General features: G+C 59.6%; 18 protein-coding genes, 2 tRNA genes and 1 pseudogene. 10 read left to right on the forward strand and 11 right to left on the reverse strand.

Going from position 1 to position 22,977, the window contains the following annotated elements; translation table 11 throughout:
* Positions 1-3: 3 nt before the first annotated feature.
* Together PHA8399_RS21410 and PHA8399_RS21415 are read right to left on the reverse strand one after the other, a co-directional pair.
* On the reverse strand, positions 4-624 hold the full coding sequence (locus tag PHA8399_RS21410) for a MarC family protein (RefSeq protein WP_058288099.1): 621 nt from the start codon (positions 622-624) through the stop codon (positions 4-6).
* Positions 621-2,477, reverse strand: a complete 1,857-nt coding sequence (locus tag PHA8399_RS21415) for an ABC-F family ATP-binding cassette domain-containing protein (protein WP_058288175.1) — start codon at positions 2,475-2,477, stop codon at positions 621-623. Before PHA8399_RS21415 ends, PHA8399_RS21410 begins: the two co-directional genes overlap by 4 nt.
* A 200-nt stretch (positions 2,478-2,677) precedes the next feature.
* On the opposite strand from PHA8399_RS21415, the gene ndk reads away from it, so the two are divergent.
* Entirely contained in the window at positions 2,678-3,100 is a 423-nt protein-coding gene (gene ndk / locus PHA8399_RS21420; RefSeq protein ID WP_008556653.1) for a nucleoside-diphosphate kinase, read from the forward strand.
* 62 nt (positions 3,101-3,162) lie between these two features.
* On the opposite strand, the gene PHA8399_RS21425 is transcribed toward ndk, so the two are convergent.
* The 3 genes from PHA8399_RS21425 to PHA8399_RS21430 all read right to left on the reverse strand — a co-directional run bounded on the left by PHA8399_RS21425 (position 3,163) and on the right by PHA8399_RS21430 (position 4,324).
* Positions 3,163-3,684: a DUF4112 domain-containing protein gene (locus tag PHA8399_RS21425; protein WP_058288100.1), complete on the reverse strand. Its 522-nt coding sequence runs from the start codon at positions 3,682-3,684 to the stop codon at positions 3,163-3,165.
* The gene (locus PHA8399_RS22125) at positions 3,677-3,847 is read right to left on the reverse strand and encodes a YqaE/Pmp3 family membrane protein (protein WP_008553983.1); all 171 of its coding nucleotides are present in this window, start codon (positions 3,845-3,847) and stop codon (positions 3,677-3,679) included. The genes PHA8399_RS21425 and PHA8399_RS22125 overlap by 8 nt, the downstream gene beginning before the upstream one ends.
* Positions 3,848-3,976: 129 nt before the next feature.
* Positions 3,977-4,324 (reverse strand): TfoX/Sxy family protein, encoded by a 348-nt coding sequence (locus tag PHA8399_RS21430; RefSeq protein WP_058288101.1) that lies wholly within the window; start codon positions 4,322-4,324, stop codon positions 3,977-3,979.
* Positions 4,325-4,494: 170 nt separating this feature from the next.
* On the opposite strand from PHA8399_RS21430, the gene PHA8399_RS21435 reads away from it, so the two are divergent.
* Positions 4,495-5,724, forward strand: a complete 1,230-nt coding sequence (locus PHA8399_RS21435; protein ID WP_058288102.1) for a cytochrome P450 — start codon at positions 4,495-4,497, stop codon at positions 5,722-5,724.
* Positions 5,725-5,752: 28 nt separating this feature from the next.
* Here the strand turns inward: PHA8399_RS21435 and PHA8399_RS21440 are convergent, their stop codons facing one another.
* Positions 5,753-6,367 (reverse strand): response regulator, encoded by a 615-nt coding sequence (locus PHA8399_RS21440; protein WP_058288103.1) that lies wholly within the window; start codon positions 6,365-6,367, stop codon positions 5,753-5,755.
* A gap of 322 nt (positions 6,368-6,689) precedes the next feature.
* On the opposite strand from PHA8399_RS21440, the gene PHA8399_RS21445 reads away from it, so the two are divergent.
* Positions 6,690-7,178 carry a putative pterin-binding protein gene (locus tag PHA8399_RS21445; RefSeq protein WP_058288104.1) on the forward strand — a complete coding sequence of 163 codons (489 nt, stop codon included), beginning with the start codon at positions 6,690-6,692 and terminating at the stop codon, positions 7,176-7,178.
* Positions 7,179-7,203: 25 nt separating this feature from the next.
* Positions 7,204-9,687: a PAS domain-containing hybrid sensor histidine kinase/response regulator gene (locus tag PHA8399_RS21450; RefSeq protein WP_058288105.1), complete on the forward strand. Its 2,484-nt coding sequence runs from the start codon at positions 7,204-7,206 to the stop codon at positions 9,685-9,687.
* 116 nt (positions 9,688-9,803) lie between these two features.
* Here PHA8399_RS21450 and PHA8399_RS21455 read toward each other — a convergent pair.
* The 3 genes from PHA8399_RS21455 to PHA8399_RS21465 all read right to left on the reverse strand — a co-directional run bounded on the left by PHA8399_RS21455 (position 9,804) and on the right by PHA8399_RS21465 (position 11,217).
* Positions 9,804-9,878: transfer RNA gene (locus PHA8399_RS21455), tRNA-Asn, on the reverse strand.
* Positions 9,879-10,156: 278 nt separating this feature from the next.
* Positions 10,157-10,231, reverse strand: a tRNA-Asn gene (locus PHA8399_RS21460).
* A gap of 68 nt (positions 10,232-10,299) precedes the next feature.
* Positions 10,300-11,217, reverse strand: a complete 918-nt coding sequence (locus tag PHA8399_RS21465) for an MBL fold metallo-hydrolase (RefSeq protein ID WP_058288106.1) — start codon at positions 11,215-11,217, stop codon at positions 10,300-10,302.
* A gap of 84 nt (positions 11,218-11,301) precedes the next feature.
* Here PHA8399_RS21465 and PHA8399_RS21470 point away from each other — a divergent pair, with 84 nt between their 5' ends.
* From PHA8399_RS21470 to PHA8399_RS21480, 6 genes and pseudogenes are all read left to right on the forward strand, one after another.
* Complete coding sequence (locus PHA8399_RS21470) at positions 11,302-12,621, forward strand: ATP-binding protein (protein ID WP_058288107.1); 1,320 nt, start codon at positions 11,302-11,304, stop codon at positions 12,619-12,621.
* Positions 12,622-13,090: 469 nt separating this feature from the next.
* Positions 13,091-14,608, forward strand: coding sequence for a tyrosine-type recombinase/integrase (locus PHA8399_RS22130; RefSeq protein WP_158509284.1), 1,518 nt, complete (start codon positions 13,091-13,093; stop codon positions 14,606-14,608).
* Complete coding sequence (locus PHA8399_RS21475; protein ID WP_145977106.1) at positions 14,592-17,771, forward strand: VPA1269 family protein; 3,180 nt, start codon at positions 14,592-14,594, stop codon at positions 17,769-17,771. The genes PHA8399_RS22130 and PHA8399_RS21475 overlap by 17 nt, the downstream gene beginning before the upstream one ends.
* 82 nt (positions 17,772-17,853) lie before the next feature.
* Positions 17,854-17,964, forward strand: a pseudogene (locus PHA8399_RS23055) (VPA1267 family protein); the annotation flags it as partial.
* Between the two features lie 321 nt (positions 17,965-18,285).
* Positions 18,286-18,540 carry an ATP-binding domain-containing protein gene (locus PHA8399_RS22985; protein ID WP_158509285.1) on the forward strand — a complete coding sequence of 85 codons (255 nt, stop codon included), beginning with the start codon at positions 18,286-18,288 and terminating at the stop codon, positions 18,538-18,540.
* Positions 18,527-19,228 (forward strand): hypothetical protein, encoded by a 702-nt coding sequence (locus PHA8399_RS21480; protein WP_058288109.1) that lies wholly within the window; start codon positions 18,527-18,529, stop codon positions 19,226-19,228. Before PHA8399_RS22985 ends, PHA8399_RS21480 begins: the two co-directional genes overlap by 14 nt.
* A 483-nt stretch (positions 19,229-19,711) precedes the next feature.
* On the opposite strand, the gene PHA8399_RS21485 is transcribed toward PHA8399_RS21480, so the two are convergent.
* Positions 19,712-21,943, reverse strand: coding sequence for an AAA family ATPase (locus tag PHA8399_RS21485; RefSeq protein ID WP_082649605.1), 2,232 nt, complete (start codon positions 21,941-21,943; stop codon positions 19,712-19,714).
* Positions 21,944-22,032: 89 nt separating this feature from the next.
* A complete protein-coding gene (locus tag PHA8399_RS21490; protein ID WP_058288110.1) occupies positions 22,033-22,947 on the reverse strand; it encodes a hypothetical protein in 915 nt (304 codons plus the stop codon).
* Positions 22,948-22,977 lie beyond the last annotated feature (30 nt).

The following is a 22,977-nucleotide window of genomic DNA, read 5'->3' on the forward strand; positions in this document are numbered from 1 at the left end:
ATGCTAGCCGGCAAAGCCGAAGGCACGCAGGCCGTCGAGCACAAACTGCACCGACAGGGCCGCCAGCAGCATTCCCAGCAGACGGGTCACGACGGTGATGCCGGTCTTGCCCAGAAGCCGCTCAAACAGGCCGGAAAACAAGCACATCACCAGAAGGATTGCCAGCACCGCCAGCACCGTGGCCATGACCATGGCAAAGCCGGTAAAGCCGGGCTGCTGGCCGGTCAGCAGGATCACCGTGGCAATCGAGCCGGGCCCGGCCATCAGCGGGATTGCCAGCGGAAAGACCGACGGGTCGTCAAACTCATCCTCTTCGCTGCGGTCCTCGCGCCGTTTATTGCGGCGTTCGAACAGCATGTCCAGCGCCGTCAGGAACAACAGCACGCCGCCCGCGATGCGGAAGGCGGGCATGGAGATGCCGATGAAGCCCAGCACCGCCTCCCCCAGCGCGGCAAACAGCGCCAGCAGGATTGCCGCGACGATCGTAGCGCGGATCGCGATGGTACGCCGCTGCGCGGTGGACATGCCTTGGGTCAGGGCCAGGAACACAGGCGTCAGGCCGATCGGGTCGACAATGACAAACAGGGTCACAAAGGCGGTAATCAGGAATGCGGTGTCGATCATTGCGCTTCGGCTTGCTCCAGTTTCTCCAGCGCGTCCATCCACAGGCCTTCGGCCCGCTCCAGCGCCTCGATGCATTCAGCGTGTTTTTTCTGCCAGACCGCCATATCCGCAGCCTTGCCCGGTTCGTACAGGGTTGGGTCGGCGAGCCTTTCATCAAGCTTTTCGCGCATTTCGCTGAGCTTTTCCACCCGCGCCTCGGACTTGCGCACGTCCGCCCGCAGCGCAATCAGCACATCGCGGGAGGTGCGCTTGGGCTTGGCGGGCTTTGGCGCACCGGTTTTGGCAGCGGGCTTTTCCCGCGCCAGCAGCAGCGCGCGGTAGCTTTCCAGGTCGCCGTTATAGGGGTTCACCGTGCCGTCCGACACCAGCCACAGACGGTCCGCGACCAGGCTGAGCAGATGCATGTCGTGGCTGACCAGGATCACGGCACCGGAATAAGCGGTGAGCGCCTCGACCAGCGCCTCGCGGCTTTCGATGTCGAGGTGGTTGGTCGGCTCGTCGAGGATCAGCATATGCGGCGCGTCGATGGTTGCGATCAGCAGGCTGAGCCGCGCTTTCTGGCCGCCGGACAGCCGCCCGACCTCCGTCTCTGCCTGGGCCGCGGCGAGGCCGAACCCCGCCAGCCGGGCGCGCCATTTCGCAGGCGCCTCATCCGGGCGCAGGCGGCGCAGGTGGTCCAACGGGGTCTCATCGACATAAAGCTCATCCACCTGGTGCTGGGCGAAATAGCCGATCCGCAGCTTGGAGGAGCGGGTCATCTTGCCGGCCATCAACGGCAGCCGGTCCGCCAGCAGTTTTGACAGTGTCGACTTGCCTTGGCCATTTTTGCCCAACAGCGCGATGCGGTCGTCTTGGTCGATGCGCAGGTTCAGCCGCTTCAGCACTTCCGTGCCGCCATAACCGGTGACGCCGCCCTCGATCTGGATGATCGGCGGGGACATTTCCTCGGGCTCGGGGAAGGTGAAGGCGCGCAGGGCTGCCTCTTGCGGGGAGGTGATCGGCTTCATCTTGGCGATCATCTTGAGCCGCGACTGCGCTTGCACCGCCTTCGATGCTTTATAGCGGAAGCGGTCGACGAAGCTTTGCAGATGGGCGCGGCGGGCTTCCTGTTTCTTGGCCTCGGCTTCGGCGACCGCCAGACGGGCCGCGCGGGTCTCTGCAAAGGTGTCGTAGTTGCCCTGATACAGGGTGAGCTTCTTGTCCTCCAGATGCAGGATGGCGCCCACCGCCCGGTTCAGCAGTCCGCGGTCGTGGCTGACGATCAGAACGGTGTGGGGGTATTTCGCCAGGTAGCTTTCCAGCCACAGCGCACCTTCGAGGTCGAGATAGTTGGTCGGCTCGTCCAAGAGCAGCAGATCGGGCTGGGCAAACAGCACCGCCGCCAGCGCCACGCGCATCCGCCATCCGCCGGAGAAGTCGGAGCAGGGGCGTTTCTGGTCCGCGTCGTCAAAACCCAGACCCTTGAGGATCGAGGCCGCGCGCGCCTCTGCCGACCAGGCGTCGATGTCGGTCAGGCGCGTCTGGATTTCGGCAATCCGCGCAGGGTCGCTGGCGCTGTCAGCCTCTGCCAGCAGAGCGGCGCGTTCGGTGTCGGCGGCCAGCACCGTGTCGGTCAGCGACACGTTGGACGAGGGCACCTCCTGCGCGACACCGCCGATACGGGCCTTGGAGGGCAGGGAGATACTGCCGCCCTCCAGCGCCAGTTCGCCCCGGATCAGCCGGAAAAGGGTGGTCTTGCCGGTGCCGTTGCGCCCGACCAGGCCGACCTTATGCCCGGTGGGAATGGTGGCGGATGCGCTGTCAATCAGCGGGCGGCCTTCGACCGAATAGGTGATGTCCTGAATACGTAACATGATCAGCGGTGTGGCGCAGGTGCCGGGGGCTGTCAATCGGCCTGCCGCGATCCTCTGGCTGAAATTATCGCTGCGGGGGGCGCACGCGCCTGCGCGCGGTCTGAAAACGTCTTTCCAAGCGCCTCCAGCCATGTTACGCGGCGCGCGGAGTTTCCGGCCCGGGGATACGCCCTGCGGCCCATCAATCAGGAGAATGCCAAATGGCTCTGGAACGCACTTTCTCGATCATCAAGCCCGATGCAACCCGCCGCAACCTGACCGGCAAGATTAACGCCAAGTTTGAAGAAGCCGGCCTGCGCATCGTGGCGCAGAAGCGCATCCACATGACCAAGGAACAGGCAGGCAAATTCTACGAAGTGCACGCCGAGCGTCCGTTCTACGACGAACTGTGCGAGTTCATGTCCTCCGCTCCGGTGGTTGTGCAGGTCCTGGAAGGCGAAAACGCCATTGCCAAGAACCGCGAAGTGATGGGCGCCACCAACCCGGCAGACGCAGCCGCCGGCACCATCCGCGCCGAGTTCGCTGAATCGGTTGGCGAGAACTCCGTGCACGGCTCCGATGCTCCGGAAACCGCAGCTGTGGAAATCGCCTACTTCTTCTCCGGCATCGAGCTGGTCGGCTGATCATCCGGTTCACCGGATTGAAATCTGAAGGGGCTGCAGCTTAAAGGCTTGCAGCCCTTTTTTCATGGGTCAAGGAACCGGTTCAGCGGATGCTGCCGTATGCCGGGCTGTTTCTGCTGCGGGCCGGGTCTGTTCCTGGCGTAAGACAGCGAGCGGCCGAACTCGCGCGGCGCGGTCAGTTTCGAGAACGCCCGGCACCCCAGCCGCTTGGGCAGGGGCTCACCCCGTGAGGCGGTATCCTCCAGGTGGCGGCGCAGCAGCTCTGTGTTGCGGGTGTTGGATTTCCAGGCAATGTCGAACAGGTCGCCCACCAGCGGCACGGAGCCGATGAGGGCGTCGATGCCCGTGTTTGCCGCCATCCGGGCCAGCGTGCCGGCGGAGGCGCCCAGCTGGTAGCCCGAGTACAGTATGTAACCGGCGGGCGCCAGCGACAGGGCGTCGCCGATACCGGGCACAAGGCCCGCGATGCTGTCCCAGCCGACCCTCAGGCCGATGCCCGGAATGCGGAAGGCCCGGTCCATGCGCTGCGCCAGACGCTCCAGCGATTGCAGCTTTTGCTCATGGTGTTGCGGCAGATCAGGCATGGCTCGGCGTCCTTGCGATGACCCACACCGCGTGCACGATGCCGGGGATGTAGCCCAGCAGGGTCAGCAGAATGTTCAGCCAGAAGTGCTTGCCAAGACCGACCTGGAGAAAAACGCCAAGCGGGGGCAGCAGTACTGCGAAAATGATGCGGATCAGGTCCATGCCGGTACTCCTTCTGTTGCACTCGTTTCTGCATGGTTAACGGCTGAACCCGGGAAAAAGTTGCATGAGGGGCCAGAACGGCGGACCGGTGGCGCCGCTTTGACCGCTGGTGCGGACGGGCGGCGGTGCTTACAGGGGCTTCAGATCCGCGGGCGCAGCGCGCACGCCGATCGCGTCCAGTTCTGCCAGCAGTTTCGTGCTGTGCTGCGGCCGGGCGTCGGCCTTGATCGCGTCAAAGCGCTGGCGCAGCTCCTCCTTTTCCTTGCCCTTGCAATCATTCCAGGGGCGCCCCTGCAGTGCCATCACCAGAACGTAATAGCCGATGAAATGCGGCCGGGTGCCGGTCTGCAGCAGCCGGGCATAGGCCGCGTCGGCACCGATGGCGCGCAAGTCTTCGGCTGAGGTGATACCGGCCCGGCGGCAGGCTTCCTCATAAGCGGGACCAAGGTTGCGGATGGAAGAAATGGCTGTGTTCATGATTTGTTTCTATCCCCTAAGGGCGCCGGTGTCACGCTGGAAACGGCGTGTTCGTTAACCGCCCAAGCGCGGCCTGACGCTGGGTCTTTTGCCGCACTGCCGGATTGACAGTCGCATATCCGGCGGAAAGCCTTGCGGGCAGGGCAATCGGAACCGGCGGGAGAGCGGCGATGAAGGAACGGCAGCAAATATCTGTGAATGCGGAGGGTTTTGATCTGGCGAACCCGCCGGACGGATTTACGGACGATCCGTTTCCCTTTTACGATGCCTTGCTGCGCGACGCTCCGGTTCTGCCGCAGCCGGACGGCTCGCTGCTGATCTGCCGGCATGCCGACCTTGACCGGATTTACCGCGACACCACGTTGTTCTCCTCGGACAAGACAAAGGTGTTTGCCCCGAAGTACGGCGCAGGCTCGCCGCTGTTTGAGCATCACACAACCTCACTGGTGTTCTCCGACCCGCCACTGCACACGCGGGTGCGCAAGATCATGACCTCGGCGCTGACGCCGCGGGCGATTTCGCAGATGGAGCCGGGGCTGATCGCAACGGTGGATCACCTGCTGCACACGATGGCGGACCTGGATGAGGCGGACCTGATCGAGGATTTCGCCGCGTCGATCCCGATCCAGATCATCGGCAACCTGCTGGATGTGCCGATGGCGGAGCGCGGCCCGCTTCGCGACTGGTCGCTGGCCATTCTGGGCGCGCTGGAGCCTGTGCTGAGTGCCGAACAGTTGGCCGCAGGGCACCGGGCGGTGGAGGAGTTTAAGGCGTACCTCAGCGGCCTGATTGCCCGGCGCCGGGCCAGCCCCGGCGATATCGAAACGGATGTGCTGACGCGGCTGATCCGCGGCGAGGGGGCCGAGGGCAGCTTGAGTGAGGTCGAGCTGATCCAGAACTGCATCTTCATCCTGAACGCAGGCCATGAAACCACCACCAACCTGATCGGCAACGGGCTGGCGCTGCTGCATGATTATCCTGAGCAGAAGCGGCGGCTGCTGGAGGCGCCGGAGCTGATCAAACCCGCGATTGAGGAAATGCTGCGGTTCCGCTCTCCCAATCAGCTGGGCAACCGCGAGACCACAGCGGAGGTGGAGATCGGCGGCTGCCGGGTGCCTGCGGGCACCAATCTGCATCTGGTGATCGGCGCTGCCAACCGGGACCCTGAGGTGTTTGAGAACCCTGAAGTGTTCGATATTTCCAGAAGTCCCAACCGGCATCTTGCCTTTGCCGGCGGGCCGCATGTCTGCGTCGGGCTGACGCTGGCGCGGCTGGAGGGGAGGATCGCAATCGAACGGTTCCTGCGCCGCTTCCCGGACTACCGCTTGCTGCCCGGTCGGGTGCCCGGCGGGCGGATCCGGTTCCGGGGCTATGCGGCGCTGCCTGCCAGATTGCGCTGACGAACCGGCCCGGGGCCGGGGGCTTCGCTCAGAACAGTCCGGCCTCCTTGGCGCAGAGCGCTGCCTGGGTGCGGTTCTTGGCGTCCAGCTTGCGGCACAGGGTGCGCACATGCAGCTTGATGGTGACCTCCTGCAGGTCCAGATCGCGGGCGATTTCCTTGTTCGACAACCCTTTAGACAGGCCGTTCAGCACTTCCAGCTCCCGCGGGCTGAGCTTTTTGGCGAGGGGGTGGGTGCTGGCCGCGGCCTCCTCGCGCATCAGGTCGACCGGCACGTAGATTTCGCCGGCGCTCATGAAACGCACCGCGTTCAGCAGCGATTGCGCGCCCATCGTCTTGGGGATGAAGCCGATGGCGCCGGCATCCAGCGCCTCCTGCGCAGTGCGGGCGGGCGCGCTGCCGGACAGAATGGCCACGCCCTTGCCGCCGTTGGCCGCCAGCGCCTTGGCCAGCCCGTCTAGTCCCATCATTCCCGGCATGTTGTAGTCGAGCAGCACCAGATCAAACGGCCCCTCGCCGGAAATCTGCTCAATCGCGCCGGGCAGATCGGTGGCCAACGCCACCTCGGCACCGCCCTCGGATCTGAGGTAGGCGGAGATCGTTTCCCGCACCATGTCGTGATCGTCTGCCAGCAAAATACGCATGATGCCCCTGGACCTGTTCTGCAACTCACGGTCCCAATCTACAGCCACAAGTGTTTCGAAATTGTCAACCTGGGATTGCGTGCCTGCGTGGTAATAGGACATCTGCTGCCGCTCCTGTGCGATTGCCGGAATATTATTGATAGTAACCCGGCCCGGCGGCGGCTGGTAAGGCAACATTAGGGTGCTCGCGCTATGCTTGCGTCTGGGCACCCTATACGGAAGGTCAGGACCCTATCCTCTGGTGCCGGTTTCCGGGCCGCGCCGGTGTGGCATGTTTCCGGGCAGTATGTTGCTGAACTGAGGAGAGCTGGAAATGAGAGGGATGATGTCACGGGCCGCGGCGCTGGCTGCGATGGTGGTCATAACCTGTGCCGCCGCCGTTTTTGCGGGCGAAGAGCCGAAGGTGCTGCTGTCGGTGCGCATGGATGGCGCGGCTGAGCCTTCGGCGCAGTACACGATCGCGGATCTGCGCGCGCTTGATCCCGTCACCTTTGAGACGGAGACCATCTGGACCACCGGTCCGCAGCAGTTCACCGGCGTGCCGCTGGCTGTTCTGATGGAGCGGATGGGGGTCAGCGGCGGCCAGCTGGTGGCGCATGCGGTGAACAACTACTCGGTGGAAATCCCGGTGTCCGACGCGATTGAGGGCGGCCCGATTGTCGCCTTTGAACGCAATGGCGCGGAAATGTCGCTGCGCAACAAGGGGCCGCTTTGGGTGGTTTACCCCTACGACAGTAATCCCGACTACCGGACGGAGGAGGTCTATTCGCGCAGCATCTGGCAGCTGGACCGCATCGTGATCCGGCCGTGACCGGCGGGCAGGGGGCCTGCAGCTGATGCTTCACGGGTTTCCCTCCGTGCCGCGCTGGGTCCTGGCCTTGGTGCTGGCCGTCGCTGCTGTGCTGGCGGCGCAGTCGGTGCGGCTGGGCCATCAGGTTCTGCAGGAGCTGAACAAGCTGTCGACCGCGGCCACCGACAACATGCAATGGAACCTGTCCCAAGCCGAGGTGGAGCATCTGAAGCTGCAGACCGCGGTGCTGACGGCGCGCAAGGCTGAGGATCTGCCCCGGCTGCGGCGCCAGTTTGACATCTACTACAGCCGGATCGCGACCTTCCGCGAAAGCCCGCTGTTCGAGGACCTGCGCAGCAGCCAGGGCGGGGCGGGCCTGTTGCAGCAGATGCAGGACCGTCTGGACCGGATGGCGGCCGTAGTGGACAGCGGCGATCAGGCGCTCTTGAACGGTTTGCTGGAACTGGCGGCGGAGTTGAACGCAAACAGCAAGGACGTGCGCGAGCTGGCGTTGTTCGGGGTTGTCCTGCAGGTGGACGATACCAAGGACAAGCGGTTGCAGCTTTTCACCATCCTGTACCGGCTGGGCTGGGTGGTCCTGGCTTTGGTGCTGGCGCTGGCGCTGGCGGCGCTGCTGCTTGGGCGGCTGTACCGCAAGGGGCGTGAGATGGCGATCGAACGCAGCCGGGCTGCGGCGCAGATGGAGGCGATGATTGCTTCCTCGCTGGACGCGATCCTGGTGGTCGGCGCCGACGGGCGGATCCAGGCCTTTAACGGTGCGGCGGAATCGGTCTTTGGCTACAGCCGCGAGGAGGCGGTCGGCCAGCCGATGGTTAACCTGATCGTGCCGGACCATTTGCAGGAGGCGCATAAGGCCGGCATGAAGCGCTTTTTGCGAACTGGTGAGACGCGGGTTGCAGGCAAGGGGCGGCTGCAGCTGGAGGCGCGGCGCAAATCCGGCGAGCTGTTCCCGGTGGAGCTGTCCGTTTCGGTCAGCCAGTCCGGTTCCGAAATGGTGTTTGTCAGCTTCCTGCGCGACATATCGGAGCGGATCGAGGTGGAAGAAGAACTGCGGCGGGCGCGGGATGACGCCTTGGCGGGCGAGCGGGCCAAGCACAACCTTTTGACAGTCATGAGCCATGAAATGCGCACGCCGCTGACCGGGGTTCTGGGGGCCATCGACCTGATTGAGGGCACCGGGCTGACACAGGAGCAGCGCCGCTACCTGCGGGCCATGCGGGTTTCGGGCGAATTGCTGCTGCATCATGTCAATGACGTGCTGGAGCTGTCGCGGCTGGAGTCCGGTGCCGATTCTGAAAAACTGCGGATATTCGATCTGGATGAGCTGGTGAGCGGCCTGGTCGAGAGCCAGCAGGCCAGCGCCAAGGGCCAGGGAATCGACCTGTCGCTGCATTGCAGCCTGGGTGGAAAACCGGTGGTCGCCGGCCGTCCCCGCGCCGTTCAGCAGGTGCTGTTGAACCTGATCGGCAACGCCCTGAAATTCACCAGAGAGGGTGCTGTCAGTGTTGACGTGATGCGTCTGCCCGACGGTGAAACGGTGGAATTCAGCGTCGCAGACACTGGCCAGGGTATCGCGCCGGAGGATCTGGACCGGATCTTTGAGGACTTTATCACTCTGGACGCCAGCTATGGCCGCGGCAGTGAGGGCACCGGACTGGGGCTGGCGATCACCAAGCGCCTGGTGGAGGCGATGGGCGGCACCATAACCTGCGAGAGCGAGCCGGGCGAGGGCAGCCTGTTCACCATTTCGCTGGCGCTGCCCCCCGCCAAGGCGCCGCCGCGGCAGGCCGAACAGGACAAGCCGCGGAACAAGGGCGCCTGCCGTCTGCTGATCGCGGAGGACAATGACATCAACCGCGAGCTGCTGGCGACGCTGCTGAGCCAGGAGGGCCATCAAGTCACTGCGGTGCCGGGCGGTGCCGAGGCGGTGGAGGCGGCCGAAGCGGGGCGCTTCGATCTAATTCTGATGGATATCAGCATGCCGGAGGTGGACGGGATTGAGGCCCTGCGCCGGATCCGCGCCGGGCAGTTTGCCGAAGGGACCGATATCGTCGCGCTGACGGCCCATGCTGCGGCCGAGGATCACGCCCGCATTCTGGAGGCTGGCTTTGCCGAAGTGCTGACTAAGCCGGTCAACAAGGCGGAGCTTGCCGATGTGATTGCGCGCCGGGCTGGAGGCGGGGTCAAGGCGTTGCCCAGAATCGAGTCCGACATCCACCAGTTCTTCGAGGCCCTGGGGGCGGAGCGGGCGCGCAGTTTCCTGGTGTTGTTCTGCGATGAGGTGACCCAGCTGCAGGACACGCTGCAGACCTCCACGGCGCTGGAGGACCCGCAGCGCAAGGAGGCGCACAGGCTGGCAGGTTCGGCTGCGGTGCTGGGGCTGTCGGATCTGCGCCGCGCAATGCTGGCCATCGAAAAGGCAGAGCTGGGAGAGGATCCGCCGCTGGCACTCTTCCAGCAGGCCTGGGCCAGTGCCGAAATGATCCTGGCACCGCACCTGCCCTCGTGACAGGGGGGGGCGGCAAACCCTGGCGGGGCACTGGGAAAGGGCAAGGGCAGAAAAGCCGAAGCGGCCGCGCTAAACCAAAAGGGGTCAAAGCATCGCTGCTTTGACCCCTGGAAATCTGGCTCCGGCGGTAGGGATCGAACCTACGACCAATTGATTAACAGTCAACTGCTCTACCGCTGAGCTACGCCGGAATGTGAGGCGTCGTATAAGAGTTCCAACCTGGGGCGTCCAGAGGAAAATTTGCTTTTGGGGCGATTTTTTTGTGCCCGCTTTCCGGCTGGGTATGCAGGCCTTCGCGAGGCGGAAATCCGGACGCTTCGGGACGGCAGAAGGGGCAGGGGCGGCGGCAGAGCTGGCGATTGGACTCTGCGGCAAGCCGGCCGTGGCGGGCCGGAATACACTGGCAGAAAGCACAGGCAAGAACCAGCGCTGCACAGCCTAAAGGCCTGTTTTCAGGTGTTTTTGAAAATGGCTCCGGCGGTAGGGATCGAACCTACGACCAATTGATTAACAGTCAACTGCTCTACCGCTGAGCTACGCCGGAACGGTTCGTGCCGTATAGCGGTCCGCGGATTGGGCGTCCAGAGGGCGGAGGGATTTTTTTGAAAAAAATCAGCCGCCGCGCCGCGCAAAGACGGCTGCGGCGGACAGGGTTTCCTGCGGTGCTGCCAAGCCGCGGCCGCTGAGGTCCACGAGATGGGCAAAGACGTTGCGCTCCGCCGCCTTCAGCAGGGCAGGCGGGGTTTCGGTGTAGATCTGCTCCGCCAGGGCGCGCGCGGTGGCGGGGGCTTGCCCCAGCGCCTGCAGAATCGCAGCCTCGCGCGATTGGCGGTGGGCAATCAGCCAGTCGAGCCGCCCGGCGGGGTCTGTAACCGGCGCGCCGTGGCCGGGGTGGAACACCCGCCAGCTGCGCAGGCGCAGGCGGCGGCAGGAGGCCATGAAGTCGGTAAGGTCGCCATCCGGCGGCGACACCAGCGAACTGGCCCAGCCCATCACGTGATCCGCAGTGAAGCAGGCATCATTCCAGGCCAGCGCAATATGGTTGCCAAGGTGGCCGGGCGTGTGAATCACCTCCAGTTCCCAGCCATCGCCGCCGATCACGTCGCTGTCGCGGACGGTGATGTCCGGGGCAAACTCTGTGTCGATGCCTTCGCCGCCTTCGGCCAGCCCGCTGGCGGCCAGCCTGGACATAACGGCGCTGCGGCCCGCGCCCGCGCCGCCAAAGGCATAGACCGGCGCGCCTGTGGCCTGGCTCAGCCCGCGCGCCAGCGGGGAGTGGTCCAGATGGCTGTGGGTCACGATAATATGGGTGATCCGCTGACCGGGCTGGACGGCGGCGAGAATCGCCTCCAGATGCGGTGCGCACTCCGGCCCTGGGTCGATCACGGCCAGGCTGCCGGTGCCGATCAGATAGGTATTGGTGCCGCGAAAGGTCATCGGAGAAGGATTCGGCGCAAGGATGCGGCGCAGGCCGGGCTCCAGCTCCACGGCGCGGCCGGGCTGCGGATTAAAGTCGTCTGCTGAATTCATGGTCTTGCACCGCTGTTGTTTTCCTGCACTGATGCGCCGCTGGACCGTCTTTTCTCTTTTCCTGGCGCCCTATAGGCTTAGCCCATGTCCTTCAATTGGCTCAAACGTTATATGCCGCGCAGCCTTTACGCCCGGGCGGCCCTGATCCTGGTGGTGCCGATCGTGGCGCTGCAGATCGTGGTCTCGGTTGTATTTATCAAGCGGGATCTGGAGGATGTGACCGTTCAGATGACCGCCACCATCCAGCGCGAGCTGGAACTGCTGCGGCAGGTGGCGGAAGCGGCGCCGGATCAGGAGACGGCACTGGCACAGATGGCGCCGCTGCTGCAGCCGCTGAACATGCAGGCGCGGTATCTGGCGCCCGGGGCGCCGCTGCCAAAGGACCAGTTCAGCCTGATCGAGTTTTCCGGCCGGGTGGTGCGCGACGAGCTGGAGAAAACCTTCCCGGGGTTCCTGGCAGCACGGTTTCCGGCGGACCGCAGGGCGCTGGTCTATTTCGGCACCGCGCACGGGCTGGTCGAGCTGAGCTTTGACCGCCGCCGCCTGACCGCCGCGGCACCGCATCAGCTGATTGTCACCATGTTGCTGTTCGGCTTCCTGATGATGCTGATCTCCTTTCTGTACATGCGCAACCAGCTGCGCCCGATCAAGCGGCTGGCCGATGCCGCAGAGGCTTTTGGCCGCGGGCGGGTGGTGCCGTACTCGCCCAGCGGCGCCACTGAGGTGCGCGCGGCCGGCAGCGCGTTTCTGGATATGCGGGCCCGGATCGAGCGGCAGATCGAACAGCGCACGCTGATGCTGTCCGGCGTGAGCCATGACCTGCGCACGCCGCTGACGCGGATGAAGCTGGAACTGGCGATGCTGGACGAGGAAGACGCCGCGCCGATGCTGCGCGATGTCGACGAGATGCAGGCGCTGCTGGATGCGTTCCTGGATTTCTCCCGCGGTTCCGCGGTGAGCGAGCCGGAGCCGGTGGACCCCCACGACCTGGTCCGCACCATCATTGCCGACTGGCAGCGTCAGGAAAACCAGGTGGCATTGGGCGAGATGAGCGGAGCAGGCGAAGTGCTGCTGCGGCGCCAGCCGGTGCGCCGGGCGGTGGAAAACCTGATTTCCAATGCCGTGCGCTATGGCACCAGGGCGCGGGTGTCGGTGGCGCTGACAGAGCGGTCCCTGCGCATCCGGGTCGAAGATGACGGTCCCGGCATCCCGCCAGAGCAGCGCGGCGATGCGATCCGGCCCTTTACCCGGCTGGATCCGGCCCGCAATCAGAACCGCGGCTCGGGTGTCGGCCTTGGGCTGGCGATTGTGGCGGACACTGCCCGCGCCCATGGCGGCACGCTGCGGCTGGGGGAAAGCGCCGACTTGGGCGGCTTGCAGGCCGATATCGTCATCGCCCGCTGATCCGGCGGCCAGGGTGCCGCCCTGTTGCAGGTATCTCTGGTGCCCCTGGGTTGCCAGTCCTGACGCAAAACGGTGTTGAAAGACCTGCCATGCCTCAGACCGAACCGTTCACCAGCTACCGCCCCGGTCTGGAACGCCCGGCTGCGCATCGCACAGCTATCACGCCGCACGCGGGGTGCATCTGCGGGTGCGGAAGCGGGGGGCTTGGGTCCGGCGCGCGGAGATTGCAGGCCGCGTCCGGTGCAGTGGCGGATGATCTGGTAGGCCCGGCAGGATTCAAGTTAGTAGTATGGCCGGGGTTACTAGAGATATTTCAGTCACGTTGCTCGTTAGCATGAAAATTATAAGTTTTATAATGGCTTAGTTGGGGCGTGGGTCGATTTAGTTCTTGCTTTAACTTGATCAAAACTGTTGATGAAAAGTGGTGTTTGGTAGTACAGGTTACTTATTACTAGTAACGAGTAGCTATATGCGGCGCACCACCGGGCATCACTACACTATCGTTCAGATCGGTTTCGACGCACGGCAGCCTGGTGTGCCGGTTATTGTCACGGACGAAGACGGTGGGCGCATTCTGTTTGAAGCGTTCTATTTCATCACTAGAGTTCCACATCGAGATAAATCTAGAACCTGGCAAGGGGAAGCTGTCCGTGCAATAGCTAGGTTTTATGATTTCTATCGGGTGGTTGTTCCTGATTGTGTCATTGCATCCGAACAAATGGCGGGAACTTTAATTGCGAAGTTTATCGAAAGCCAAAAGTATGGGTCAAGTTGGGTGCCAGAGCTGGACAATTCTAGTCTGTATTGGAAGGCACTCTCTCCGGCCGATTTGGGAAAGACAAAGCAGTACCTAAGTAAATTCTTGGAGACTATTGCTGAGGTTAAAGACAACGCACTCTCGAACGCGGGATTTAAGAGCTTCGCTTTGTCAACATACAGGGCTGTGAGCGCCCGAAGGAGGGAGGGCGACAATAGATCTCTTTTGTATCACATTTCTGAAACTGCCCAAAAAGATCGAAAGGGGCGGTACCCGTTTCCTGATAGGGCGGCTTACAAATCTGCCACGGTAAGAGCAAGACACTTTCCGTTTGACGCAGTTGGAGAATTGATAGTCGAAGGTTGTCGTCGTAAACGCAGGAGGTCTGAATATACTGGGCTGGCAAGTGAATACAACCTCAATCTGTTAATGGCGGTTCTCTTGTGTGCTGGTGCAGGGCTCCGTTCCAGCGAAATATTCCATATGTTTGTGCGTGATGTGACTCGAAAACACGTCCGTCTGTTGCACCCAGAGCATGGGAGGGTGAAACACCAAGGTTCATTTGTTTCACGACAACAATTTCTACGTGAGGTCTATTACCGATTACCACGGACTCGGTTATCTGGAGCTCAGTTTGCTGGGTTCAAATCGATGGCGATGACGGAAAAAGACAGTGATCAAGAAGGGCCATACTCTGTCGCACATTTCTTGCCGGAATCCATACATGGAATTCCGTTTCGAGAGTGGTTCTACTCTGCACACCGGGAATACATACTGAATATCTTACCTGAAGGGGCCGATCACCCATACTTGTTTGTTAATTCCTCCAACTCCGATGGTTTTGGTGATCCATGGACCAAAACCGCAATGCGTGACGCTTTCAACGTCGCGGTCAGAAAAATTGGGCTTAACCCCGACAGATCTAAAGGCGTGCATCCGCACGGTCTCAGGCACTTCTACGGCCAATCGCTGAAATCCCTGAATGTCAGCCCTTTGGTTATTCAGACATGCATGCACCACAAAACCTTGGAGGCCCAGTTAGCTTACACCTCGGCGACCGAGGTTGAAGTCAACCGAGAGTTAACGGCATTGGAAGCTACGTTAAAGCGTGGAGAAACTTACATGCCTCAAGGGGAACCAATCGATCTTCTCGTTTTCAAATACAAGAGCGACCCCGCAGGATTATTCACTACAGCAAAAATTGGGGCAAGCAGTGACAGGCTCAGATGATCCGATCCGTACCGACTATGTGACTACTTCCGCTAATAGATACCCTAACGGCCTTTTTATCAACCTGGACCCAATTCGCCTTGCTTTGATTGAGCACTCGGTGGGCAAATGGAAGAGTATCGCCTTACCGATTGATGAAGAGGTTCAGTCCTGGATTCGGCATTCTCCAAAAAACAGGCGTTTCCACATCACTGTAAAACGCCTGAATGAAGGCTTGAACGGGGCTCAAACACTTGATGACGTAGTGCGGGCATTCGATGAGTACTTGAAAACATTCATCCCGGGGAAGTGGCATAGGCAGCACTTAGATGGGCAGAATGTTGTTCTGAATATTTTGACGGAGCAGCGAGCCGCGTTAATTCCCTGGGTGGCAGAACACAAATCTCACTGGTTGAACGAAAAAACGAAGGCGAAAAAGGCTGGGTCAGATTTCTCGAGCAGAGTTGCATTGGAGATGCACCCGAATGCCAAGGGTGAAAGGCAATTGGTTTCCGTAGCTGAAGGGCGATATAATTTTACTCACGCTAGACTTCTTCGCTCAACGAATTGTCGGCACTATTCCGAAGTGTCACTCAAGTTCTGTCGCGATTTTGTAGAATTAGCAAATAAAAACGCTTCAGGTAATACCGAGAAGACTAGAGAGAATTTTAGAACAGCCACTTCGAAAATGTTGAGGGGCCTCGCTGGTCCTCCAAGTGATCTTTCAAAAGACTGGCGAGCACACATTACACCCGGACAACGACGAGATTCATGCAGCGAAGCAAATTCGTGGTGGGTTCTAGATCCTGAGATTGGTCACCCTTCGTTTGAAAGATGGCAGCATATCTTTTCGGCGTATCTGGAGAATCAAGAACAGACAAATACCACGCGAGTTCACAAGGCCAAATACCTAAGAGAAGGGCTGCTGAAATGGCTGCGTACTTATGGAGATATTTTGTCAAGCCCAGAAGATTTGACTGCAGCTGACTTTGTTCAAACGGGAGGAAGCAACAATTTGAACGGCGGCCTGACCTTCGAGGAGTTCATTCTCAATCAAAATGAGGAGTTGATGAGAAAGGGGGAAGGTGGACCGGAAGCGTTGGCAAGAATCGCTGCGACTCCTGGGCAGATGTTCGACTATATCATAAAAAACCGACCCCATCTGTATGGGCATTCGAGAAATCACGTTCCAAGTAGGCTCGGGCAATACCCGACCGGTGTGACGTCCATTGGTGAAAGGCCATCGAAGACGCAGAAGTCGATCTTGCCGGTAACTATCGTGGAAATGGCGTTGAAAATCTTGTCAGAGGATGACGCCGCTTGGCCCAAGCAACAACGAATGTGCCGCGCGGAAGTTTATGATCCAGAAGAACAATGTTGGATGGAAAAGTACTTCCCTGGTCCAGCGGTTCTTCTCGAGACTCTTTTCTCTCTTCCTTTGCGCGGTCTTCAAGCTCGCTACTTAGATAGCGGTGAATTTGATGAATTCTTGGTAGATGCGTCGGGAAATCAGACTTTCAACACCAATGCCAAAGCTATGAAAGGCCGCCAAAGAGGGTTTTGTCAGATCATGTCAACCGCGCTCGGCGAACAAGCATTCCCAGGTTTTAGGGTTAATACCAACAAATCTAGCGTGAAGAAGGCTCCAGGCGTTGAAGAACCTTATGATATCCCGTGGCACAAGAAAGATCTTCTTGGAAAATTGTGCGATCTTCGAGATTGGCAAACCAAGTTTAATCCTGCGGATAAATTGTTGAAGCGCTGCCAACTGCCTTGCGACAACACACCTGACAGCGAACTGGCTACAGAGTTTGTTTTCCTTTTTCGCGATGCCGGAAGGCAGAGGACAATAAATAAATTCGCCGATATCAGGACTTTAGCGCCGTTGGGATCAGGTAAAATTGTGAGCCTATTTCTTTTACTTCTTCGGGAAATACAAGACAGAATTTTGTCGGAGGAGCAGCGTGAAATACAGTTGGTGGAGGTAGACGAGAAAGGTAAAATATCATCCAACTTCACCATTCACGCACTTAGAGCTTCGCTAATTACACACTTTATTGAAGCGGGTCTGCCAGTTCACATCGTGTCGGAGTTCGTCGCAGGGCACGCGAACCTTATTATGACGTTGTATTACAATAAAACAAACCCAGCGACTATCAGTGACCTTTTAAATGATGCAGCAGCAAAATTGGAAGGGTTGGAAACGGACGAATATCTAACGCTTCTGTATGAGCAGTCTGATGACAGCTTCAGGGATGCCTTTGTGTTTCCATCTGACCACAATAATGCGTTCCGAGAATTGGAGCCAGGTCTGTGGCATACGCGGATTGACGGCATTTGCCCTGTCGCGTGTACTCGTTGCCACGAAGGAATGGTGGTTCAGCAAGAGGACAAGAAATGGAGGAAAAGAGCAGAATACACTTCAATCACTAGAAACGAATTCTCCTGCGGAAGATGTAGGTTCAACTTGACCGGGCCGATGTTCCTTTCCGGACAGGTAATCGTCCATACGAATTTGGTCTACACGTTGCGGGAAAAGGCTCGGGCTCGTTCCGAATTGATTAAACGGCACGCCAATTTGTTGGAATCTGGTAGCAAGTTTAAAACGACGCAAAGCCAGAAAAATATCAATAAGTTAAGTGATGAGATCGACGAGCTCATGGTTGATCTCAGCTTCCGCACTCAACGGATTAACCAATCCATCGTACTATTGCAAAAAGCGAAGGGTAGAGGAAAGGGCAATGCGTTGATCACTGGGTTGGAGGAAGCCGACCTAGATGCAGTTCTGGTAGAGACGTCCGAGGAGGCGTTGACAGCTATGGTATCCGAAGCACAGTTTCTTCACCCCGAAGTCGGCCAAGGTTCCGCCCCGTCGCGCCATCGCTTACTTATCCAAAAACTACTTTCAGAAAATGGTTTCGACGATCTCCTGATCCGACTGCCGGAAGATATACAGCATGAGGCATCGGTAAAACTCACACAATTCCTGCGCCGAAACGTTGGTGAGAAAGGTTTGAATGATCTCTTCTCCGGAATAACAAGCTTGGCCGAGTTCGGCTTGATCAATGACTTTGAGAAGGAAGTTCAAAATTTTAGGGAGATTAAAGTTGGCGATGGTATCCTAGCAATGATCGACGGGTCAACTATCAGTGATGGTGTCTTGGAGGGTTTGGAAAATGAATAGGAGTATCGCGAAAATTAAGTTAAAGAGTGTTGATCGTTTCAAGAATTGGATCGCCGAGCAGAAAGCGTGAGATGATCGGTCTGACTACATTCGCCGAGGTCGGCTTAACAGAAGTGAAATATCCACTGAATATGGCTTTGCTAGATCGGCATTCTCAACCAATAAACTTCTTATAGAATGTTTGAGAGGCTGAGGAAGAGTTTACTGCAGGCGGCATTCTTTTCCCGCTTTCAGATTTGACCGAGCTTAGAGATCATCAAGATAAACAAATCCCCATCGCCAACAACCACTGAGATAAGGAGGTCAGGCTATTTCGCGAAACCAAACCGCCCAGCCATGTTAGGTAGACCTGATATCAGAGTCGGAGACCCGTTGGTCTATTTAGCAACAGACTTAAGAAGAGGACTAAAAATGGTATTTTGGGACGTATCCTAGAAGCTTAGTTGGCCAAGTTTGGGGGAGAAAAGTCAAACTGACAAGAGCGGACTCGAGCAATATTGACCTCGACTATTGCTTGACCGTCCATAAGTCTCAGGGGTCTCAATGGGGTCTTATCATCATGCCCATATTCAATACGACGAAGAGTGACTTCATCGATAGGTCAATGATTTATACGGTATTTATGTGTGGTTCCGAACAAGTAGTTTTGGTCGGCGACTTTGAGGCTCTGAAAACTGCTGTGGGAGGTCAAACAGCAGCAAACCGTGGAGAAACAGCAATGGACTACCACATCGGGAGATGTTTGGAGGAGCGCAATGCCCTTGGTTAATTTAGCGGAAGTAGAAATTTTCTATCAAGCACTTAGGGCTAATGCAAAGAGCCCTAAGAAATTGAGGAGCTTGGAACGCCTGTGGGCGGCGCTTAACGAAATGGTAGACCGCGGAGTATCCCTGAATGTAATTCCGGACGTCGGTCAGTACCTGAAAGAACACTATCACGGTTCACCGGCTTTAAGCACGATCACAAATGACACAGATGGAATGAACGAGCTTGTCAAGTTGGCGATCCAAGCTTGCAGGGATGCAGGCCATGGAACCGGGAAGCAGGCTCGAAAGAAATTAACTGAGCGGGAGAAACTCCATGAGACGCTCATGGAGAAAATGATCTCTGAAAAGAGCCGCGCACTGCTCGAAGAGGTGTTTCGTGAGAACGATCAGTTACGGAAAGAAAACAAGATTCTCCGGGGAGCCTATGCCAATCTAACTCAGCGTGACATCAAAAATGCGACACTAAAATTGGGGGAAAATCACAGTCTAGAAAAGCGAGAATTGGTGAAGCCCTTGGTGACAGGTTTGGATTTGATGGAGCGCAGAAGGCTCCAAAGTCTATTCGACGTTCTAAGCCGAGATTTCGATATTACACTTGATCCAAATGCAGGAGACTTGATGCATCCTGCTCTAGGTTATTTGGGTGCGGAGGATGCGGTGTCAGTTCTGATGAAGATGTTAGGAGATTGACCGGGACCGTCTGCTCACCCTTTGACCTGCCCCCACTGGTCCCTCGTTCATAACGTGAGTATTCGGGTTTGGTGATGTGCTACCCAACGTGCCCTCGGCCGTTGTTAGAATTTCCGCGGTTCTGCTCTGAGCCCCAACCTTGGACCGCCAGAAGCTGGATTTTTTCGGCTCTGTCACGATGACGGGCTGGTGACGCCATCGGGATAATGCATGGCAATCGGGACGTTGTATGCGCTCGCAACAAGGCGATTTTGCCGGTAACTTCAGGGGCAATTTGCTGGGAGGGGACTTCGGCGTTCATAGTCTATTCCTTTTCTACCGCACACTCAGGTTTGACCCTCAGTTGGTTTTGACGCCAACGATTGATCTCGCGCTCCCCGCGGATGAGGTCCGGATTTTGGACCAACCGGGCCTGCACCGCGGAAGTTTGCACATAAGAATTGTGCAAACCTCGCGGCGGAGCGGCTTGGTTGGCGGGCGCATCTACTGGTCCTGGACCGGCTCCGGACCATTGTTGCGCGGCACGTCACGCAGCCAGGACCGGACCGCTTTGGCATCGAACTCTCGTTTCTGCACCAAGTCTGCAGCCATGTCCTGCAGCAACTGCTGATGGGGGTACAGCAGCGCGCGCGCTTGGTCCTCGGCGTAGTCGAGCCGCTCCTGCAGGCGCTGGCGTTCGCTGTCCGTCAAGCGGGAGGGATCCTGCGGTCCAAACCAGCCGTTGCCGTGGATGCCGATTCCCAGCTCGTGGTCCATTGCCAACGCAATCCGTGCAGCCTGTGCCAAATCGGACGTCGTGCCCCCGCCGGCTCCGGCAGAAACAACCCCGAAGATGAGCCGCTCCGCCGCCCGCCCTGCGAGGTGGATATACAGCTGGCATTCAAAGTCTGCCGGCAGACCCGCGTTCGCGGGAACATCCCGCTCAATTGTGCCGCCAGATGGAGACAGGCTGATCCGCGTGATCGTCTCGCCGTAGCTCCACGAGGTGATGGCGTGACCGACTTCATGAATGGCGATGCGGTAAAGCAGGTCGTGGTTCTCCTCCTGTGCCATGACTTGCAAATGGCGGCGCAGAAGCTGCAGATCGAGCGCGCAGCCGCTGTGCCGGGCCTCACTGCGGGCAGAGCGCACCGCGGCGTCAACGTCGGCGGCGGTCTTTCCAATGCAGTCCCGCGCCAGCTCCAACATCGCATCCTCGGGGACTGCGTCCTGCAGCCGCTCAGCAAGGAGGTGCTGCAGCATTGCCTTGCTTGGCAGCGGCATCTCGATCTTGATGTCAAACCGCCCGGCTCTAAGAACTGCGGGGTCGATGTGCTGCGGGTGGTTGCAGGCACCAACCACCATGATCCCTGCATCCCGGCTGATGCGGTCCATCTGCTCCAAAAAGCCAGCAACCACTTGCCTTCTATAGCTAGCACTGTTGTCGCCGGCACTGTCGCGGGAACCGATCGCGTCGATCTCATCGATGAAGAGGATACAGGGAGCATTCTTCCGGGCTTCATCGAAGCTTTTGCGCATGGCGTGCAGGAGGTTGCCCAGATGCCCCTTGGCCTGCCATTCGGCGCAGCTTGTCTCGACGCAATTGACCCCGGCGCTCCGGCCCATCGCGCGGGCGAGGTGGCTCTTGCCGGTGCCCGGCAGGCCAAAAAGCAGCAAGGAGTGCGGGATCTCATTCCAGGCCACGCCGCCTTCGTCCCAGAGTCGCAGGTCTGCAACCAGTTGCCGGGCGGTGTCATAGGACCGGCCAATGCCTGTGATCTTCTCCCTTGGCGCGTGGGCTTCGGGCGGTGAAGCGGCAGCGGCGGTTAGCGCCTGGGACAGGCGCTGAGCCATCTTCTTCGCTGTGGGCGCACGCAGGGCGAATGAGAGTGCGGCGGTGGAGAGCTCTTGCAACTGGCCGTTCGGGGGCAGCGCGGCGCAGGTGGCGGCTTCATCGATGCGGCCCGTGCGGCTGTGCGTCTGGCGCAGCAGGGCGATCAGAAAATCCGCGTCCACTTGCGGCAATGCCAGCTGATGACAGTGCTCCGCCACCAGCGGCGACGGCAGTGCCATCTCATCCGGCAGGCAGATCCACAAAGGCTGGCTGTGCGCTAGACCCTTGATGATCAGATCGTGCAGCTCATCAATGTGTTGCTGTTCAATCGCACCATCGCGGGCACTGGGGACAGCGAGGGTCACGCGCTGGTTCAGTTGCACTTGGCGCCGGCCGTCATAGGCCTGCCAGCCCGGCGGCAGCAGGGCGTGGTTGAGGAGATTTTCCACGCTTGAAAACCCGGAGGCAGGAATGTTGTGCAGGATCAGCACGGCGCCACGGGCAAGCTGCGTGTCCACCGCAGCCGGGGAGCCGAAGGCCGCGGCGATCCGAAGCAGAAGAAGCAGCTTGTCTGCCGGCAGGTCTGTGTGCGGCAGCCAGCGACCTGTCTCATCGCAGGCAAATGGGTCGGCGCCTTCCTGCTCCAGGTGTTCCCAGAGTTCTGGCGGCAGATGCCGCGCGTTCGGGTGCTCGCTCAGATGCTGCAGCAAAGAATGGGGCTGTTCCGGGGGCGTGGACACAAGCGGCTCCTCGGTGTCGGCACCGTCGGCTGGCGCGTCTTCTTTGAGTGTCTTGCGCCGCGTCTGCTGCAGCTCTTCGTAGTAGAGATGATAGCGGCGGGCGCAGTCTTCAGCGAACTTCCACCAATCGGGGCGCGCGGGGGAGTGGTTGGATTGGTTCATGGCAAGCCTCCTGTGAACAGGCAAAAGGGATCGGGCGCCCAGCGGGGCCGGGCGGAAAACAGGTCGGAAATTGAAGGGGAGGGAGGCGCTTAGCTGTCTTCTTCCGCCTTGATGGCGTCGAGCATCGCGAAGATCACCTGGGCCGCACCGGCAAAGTAGACCTCGCTGCGGACCCGCAGGGCGTCACTGTAGAGCTCTGGCGGCGCGATCTGATCGGGAAACCCCGCCTGCAGCTTCGCATGCAGCCGCTTCTCGGCCTGCAAGGCCAGCTGCCCGGTTGCCATCGGAACGGTCTTCAGGATCTTCGCGTCCAGGTCACGGTGCTTCAGCAATTGGTGGCGCAGGCGGGAATCCGGGTTCCGTGAAAAACCAAGTTTGACCAAGCAGGTTCCGTTTGGAAGCTTGAACTGCATGGCGTAGAGATGGCTCGGTGCTGCGGGCCAGTCTTCTCCGCATAAGCCGCACCCGAACCGGCCGGTTTGCATGTTGGCACGGGCCACCCTTTGTTCATGGCCGCATTCTGGATGCCGGTACAGACGGTAGTTCTGGTTGCCGTCCGGGTCCGTTCCGATCAGCTCCCAGCCCTGGGCTTCGGCTTCTTCTTGCTCCTTCTGTTGCTGGCAGAGTTCGCAGCGTACGTCGCAGATCCCGGCGGCAGCTCTTTTGATCAGCTCAAACTGGCGGCGCAAACGGTGGCCGCAGTTCGCGATGTAGAAGCTGTGATGGCGGCTTTGCGGGTCGCGGCCTGCCCACTGCAGCCCGGCGGCCTCGGCATCGGCCTGCCACCGGTCTTGAATGCAGTGCGGGCACTGCGGCTGGCTGTTCATAAGAACAAAGATCTTGCTGGCGTGTGTCCGTCGGCAGGTGTGGCAGGACAGGAGCAGGTGATAGCGGTCCTTGACCCGCTGCAGGATGCCGAAGCCCTTGGCTTCGGCGGCGGCGCGCCAGTGGGGGTGAATGGTGAGCGGGAAGGCGGCAGGCGTGGCGGTTGATGAATTGTTCATTGAGAGCTCCATTTGCGCAAGGCGGGAGAG

Source organism: Leisingera aquaemixtae, assembly GCF_001458395.1.
In the GTDB taxonomy this organism is placed as follows: domain Bacteria; phylum Pseudomonadota; class Alphaproteobacteria; order Rhodobacterales; family Rhodobacteraceae; genus Leisingera; species Leisingera aquaemixtae.

What these genes read in the sequence shown, in the direction of transcription:
- PHA8399_RS22125 (WP_008553983.1), bottom strand. Translation starts at nt 3,847, where the DNA reads ATGGACCTGATCCGCATCATTTTCGCAGTACTGCTGCCCCCGCTTGGC.
- PHA8399_RS21490 (WP_058288110.1), bottom strand. Translation starts at nt 22,947, where the DNA reads ATGAACAATTCATCAACCGCCACGCCTGCCGCCTTCCCGCTCACCATT.
- PHA8399_RS21415 (WP_058288175.1), bottom strand. Translation starts at nt 2,477, where the DNA reads ATGTTACGTATTCAGGACATCACCTATTCGGTCGAAGGCCGCCCGCTG.
- PHA8399_RS21425 (WP_058288100.1), bottom strand. Translation starts at nt 3,684, where the DNA reads ATGCCTGATCTGCCGCAACACCATGAGCAAAAGCTGCAATCGCTGGAG.
- ndk (WP_008556653.1), top strand. Translation starts at nt 2,678, where the DNA reads ATGGCTCTGGAACGCACTTTCTCGATCATCAAGCCCGATGCAACCCGC.
- PHA8399_RS21465 (WP_058288106.1), bottom strand. Translation starts at nt 11,217, where the DNA reads ATGAATTCAGCAGACGACTTTAATCCGCAGCCCGGCCGCGCCGTGGAG.
- PHA8399_RS21450 (WP_058288105.1), top strand. Translation starts at nt 7,204, where the DNA reads ATGCTTCACGGGTTTCCCTCCGTGCCGCGCTGGGTCCTGGCCTTGGTG.
- PHA8399_RS21440 (WP_058288103.1), bottom strand. Translation starts at nt 6,367, where the DNA reads ATGCGTATTTTGCTGGCAGACGATCACGACATGGTGCGGGAAACGATC.
- PHA8399_RS21445 (WP_058288104.1), top strand. Translation starts at nt 6,690, where the DNA reads ATGATGTCACGGGCCGCGGCGCTGGCTGCGATGGTGGTCATAACCTGT.
- PHA8399_RS21410 (WP_058288099.1), bottom strand. Translation starts at nt 624, where the DNA reads ATGATCGACACCGCATTCCTGATTACCGCCTTTGTGACCCTGTTTGTC.
- PHA8399_RS21435 (WP_058288102.1), top strand. Translation starts at nt 4,495, where the DNA reads ATGAAGGAACGGCAGCAAATATCTGTGAATGCGGAGGGTTTTGATCTG.
- PHA8399_RS21480 (WP_058288109.1), top strand. Translation starts at nt 18,527, where the DNA reads ATGCCCTTGGTTAATTTAGCGGAAGTAGAAATTTTCTATCAAGCACTT.
- PHA8399_RS21430 (WP_058288101.1), bottom strand. Translation starts at nt 4,324, where the DNA reads ATGAACACAGCCATTTCTTCCATCCGCAACCTTGGTCCCGCTTATGAG.
- PHA8399_RS21485 (WP_082649605.1), bottom strand. Translation starts at nt 21,943, where the DNA reads ATGAACCAATCCAACCACTCCCCCGCGCGCCCCGATTGGTGGAAGTTC.
- PHA8399_RS21470 (WP_058288107.1), top strand. Translation starts at nt 11,302, where the DNA reads ATGTCCTTCAATTGGCTCAAACGTTATATGCCGCGCAGCCTTTACGCC.
- PHA8399_RS22130 (WP_158509284.1), top strand. Translation starts at nt 13,091, where the DNA reads ATGCGGCGCACCACCGGGCATCACTACACTATCGTTCAGATCGGTTTC.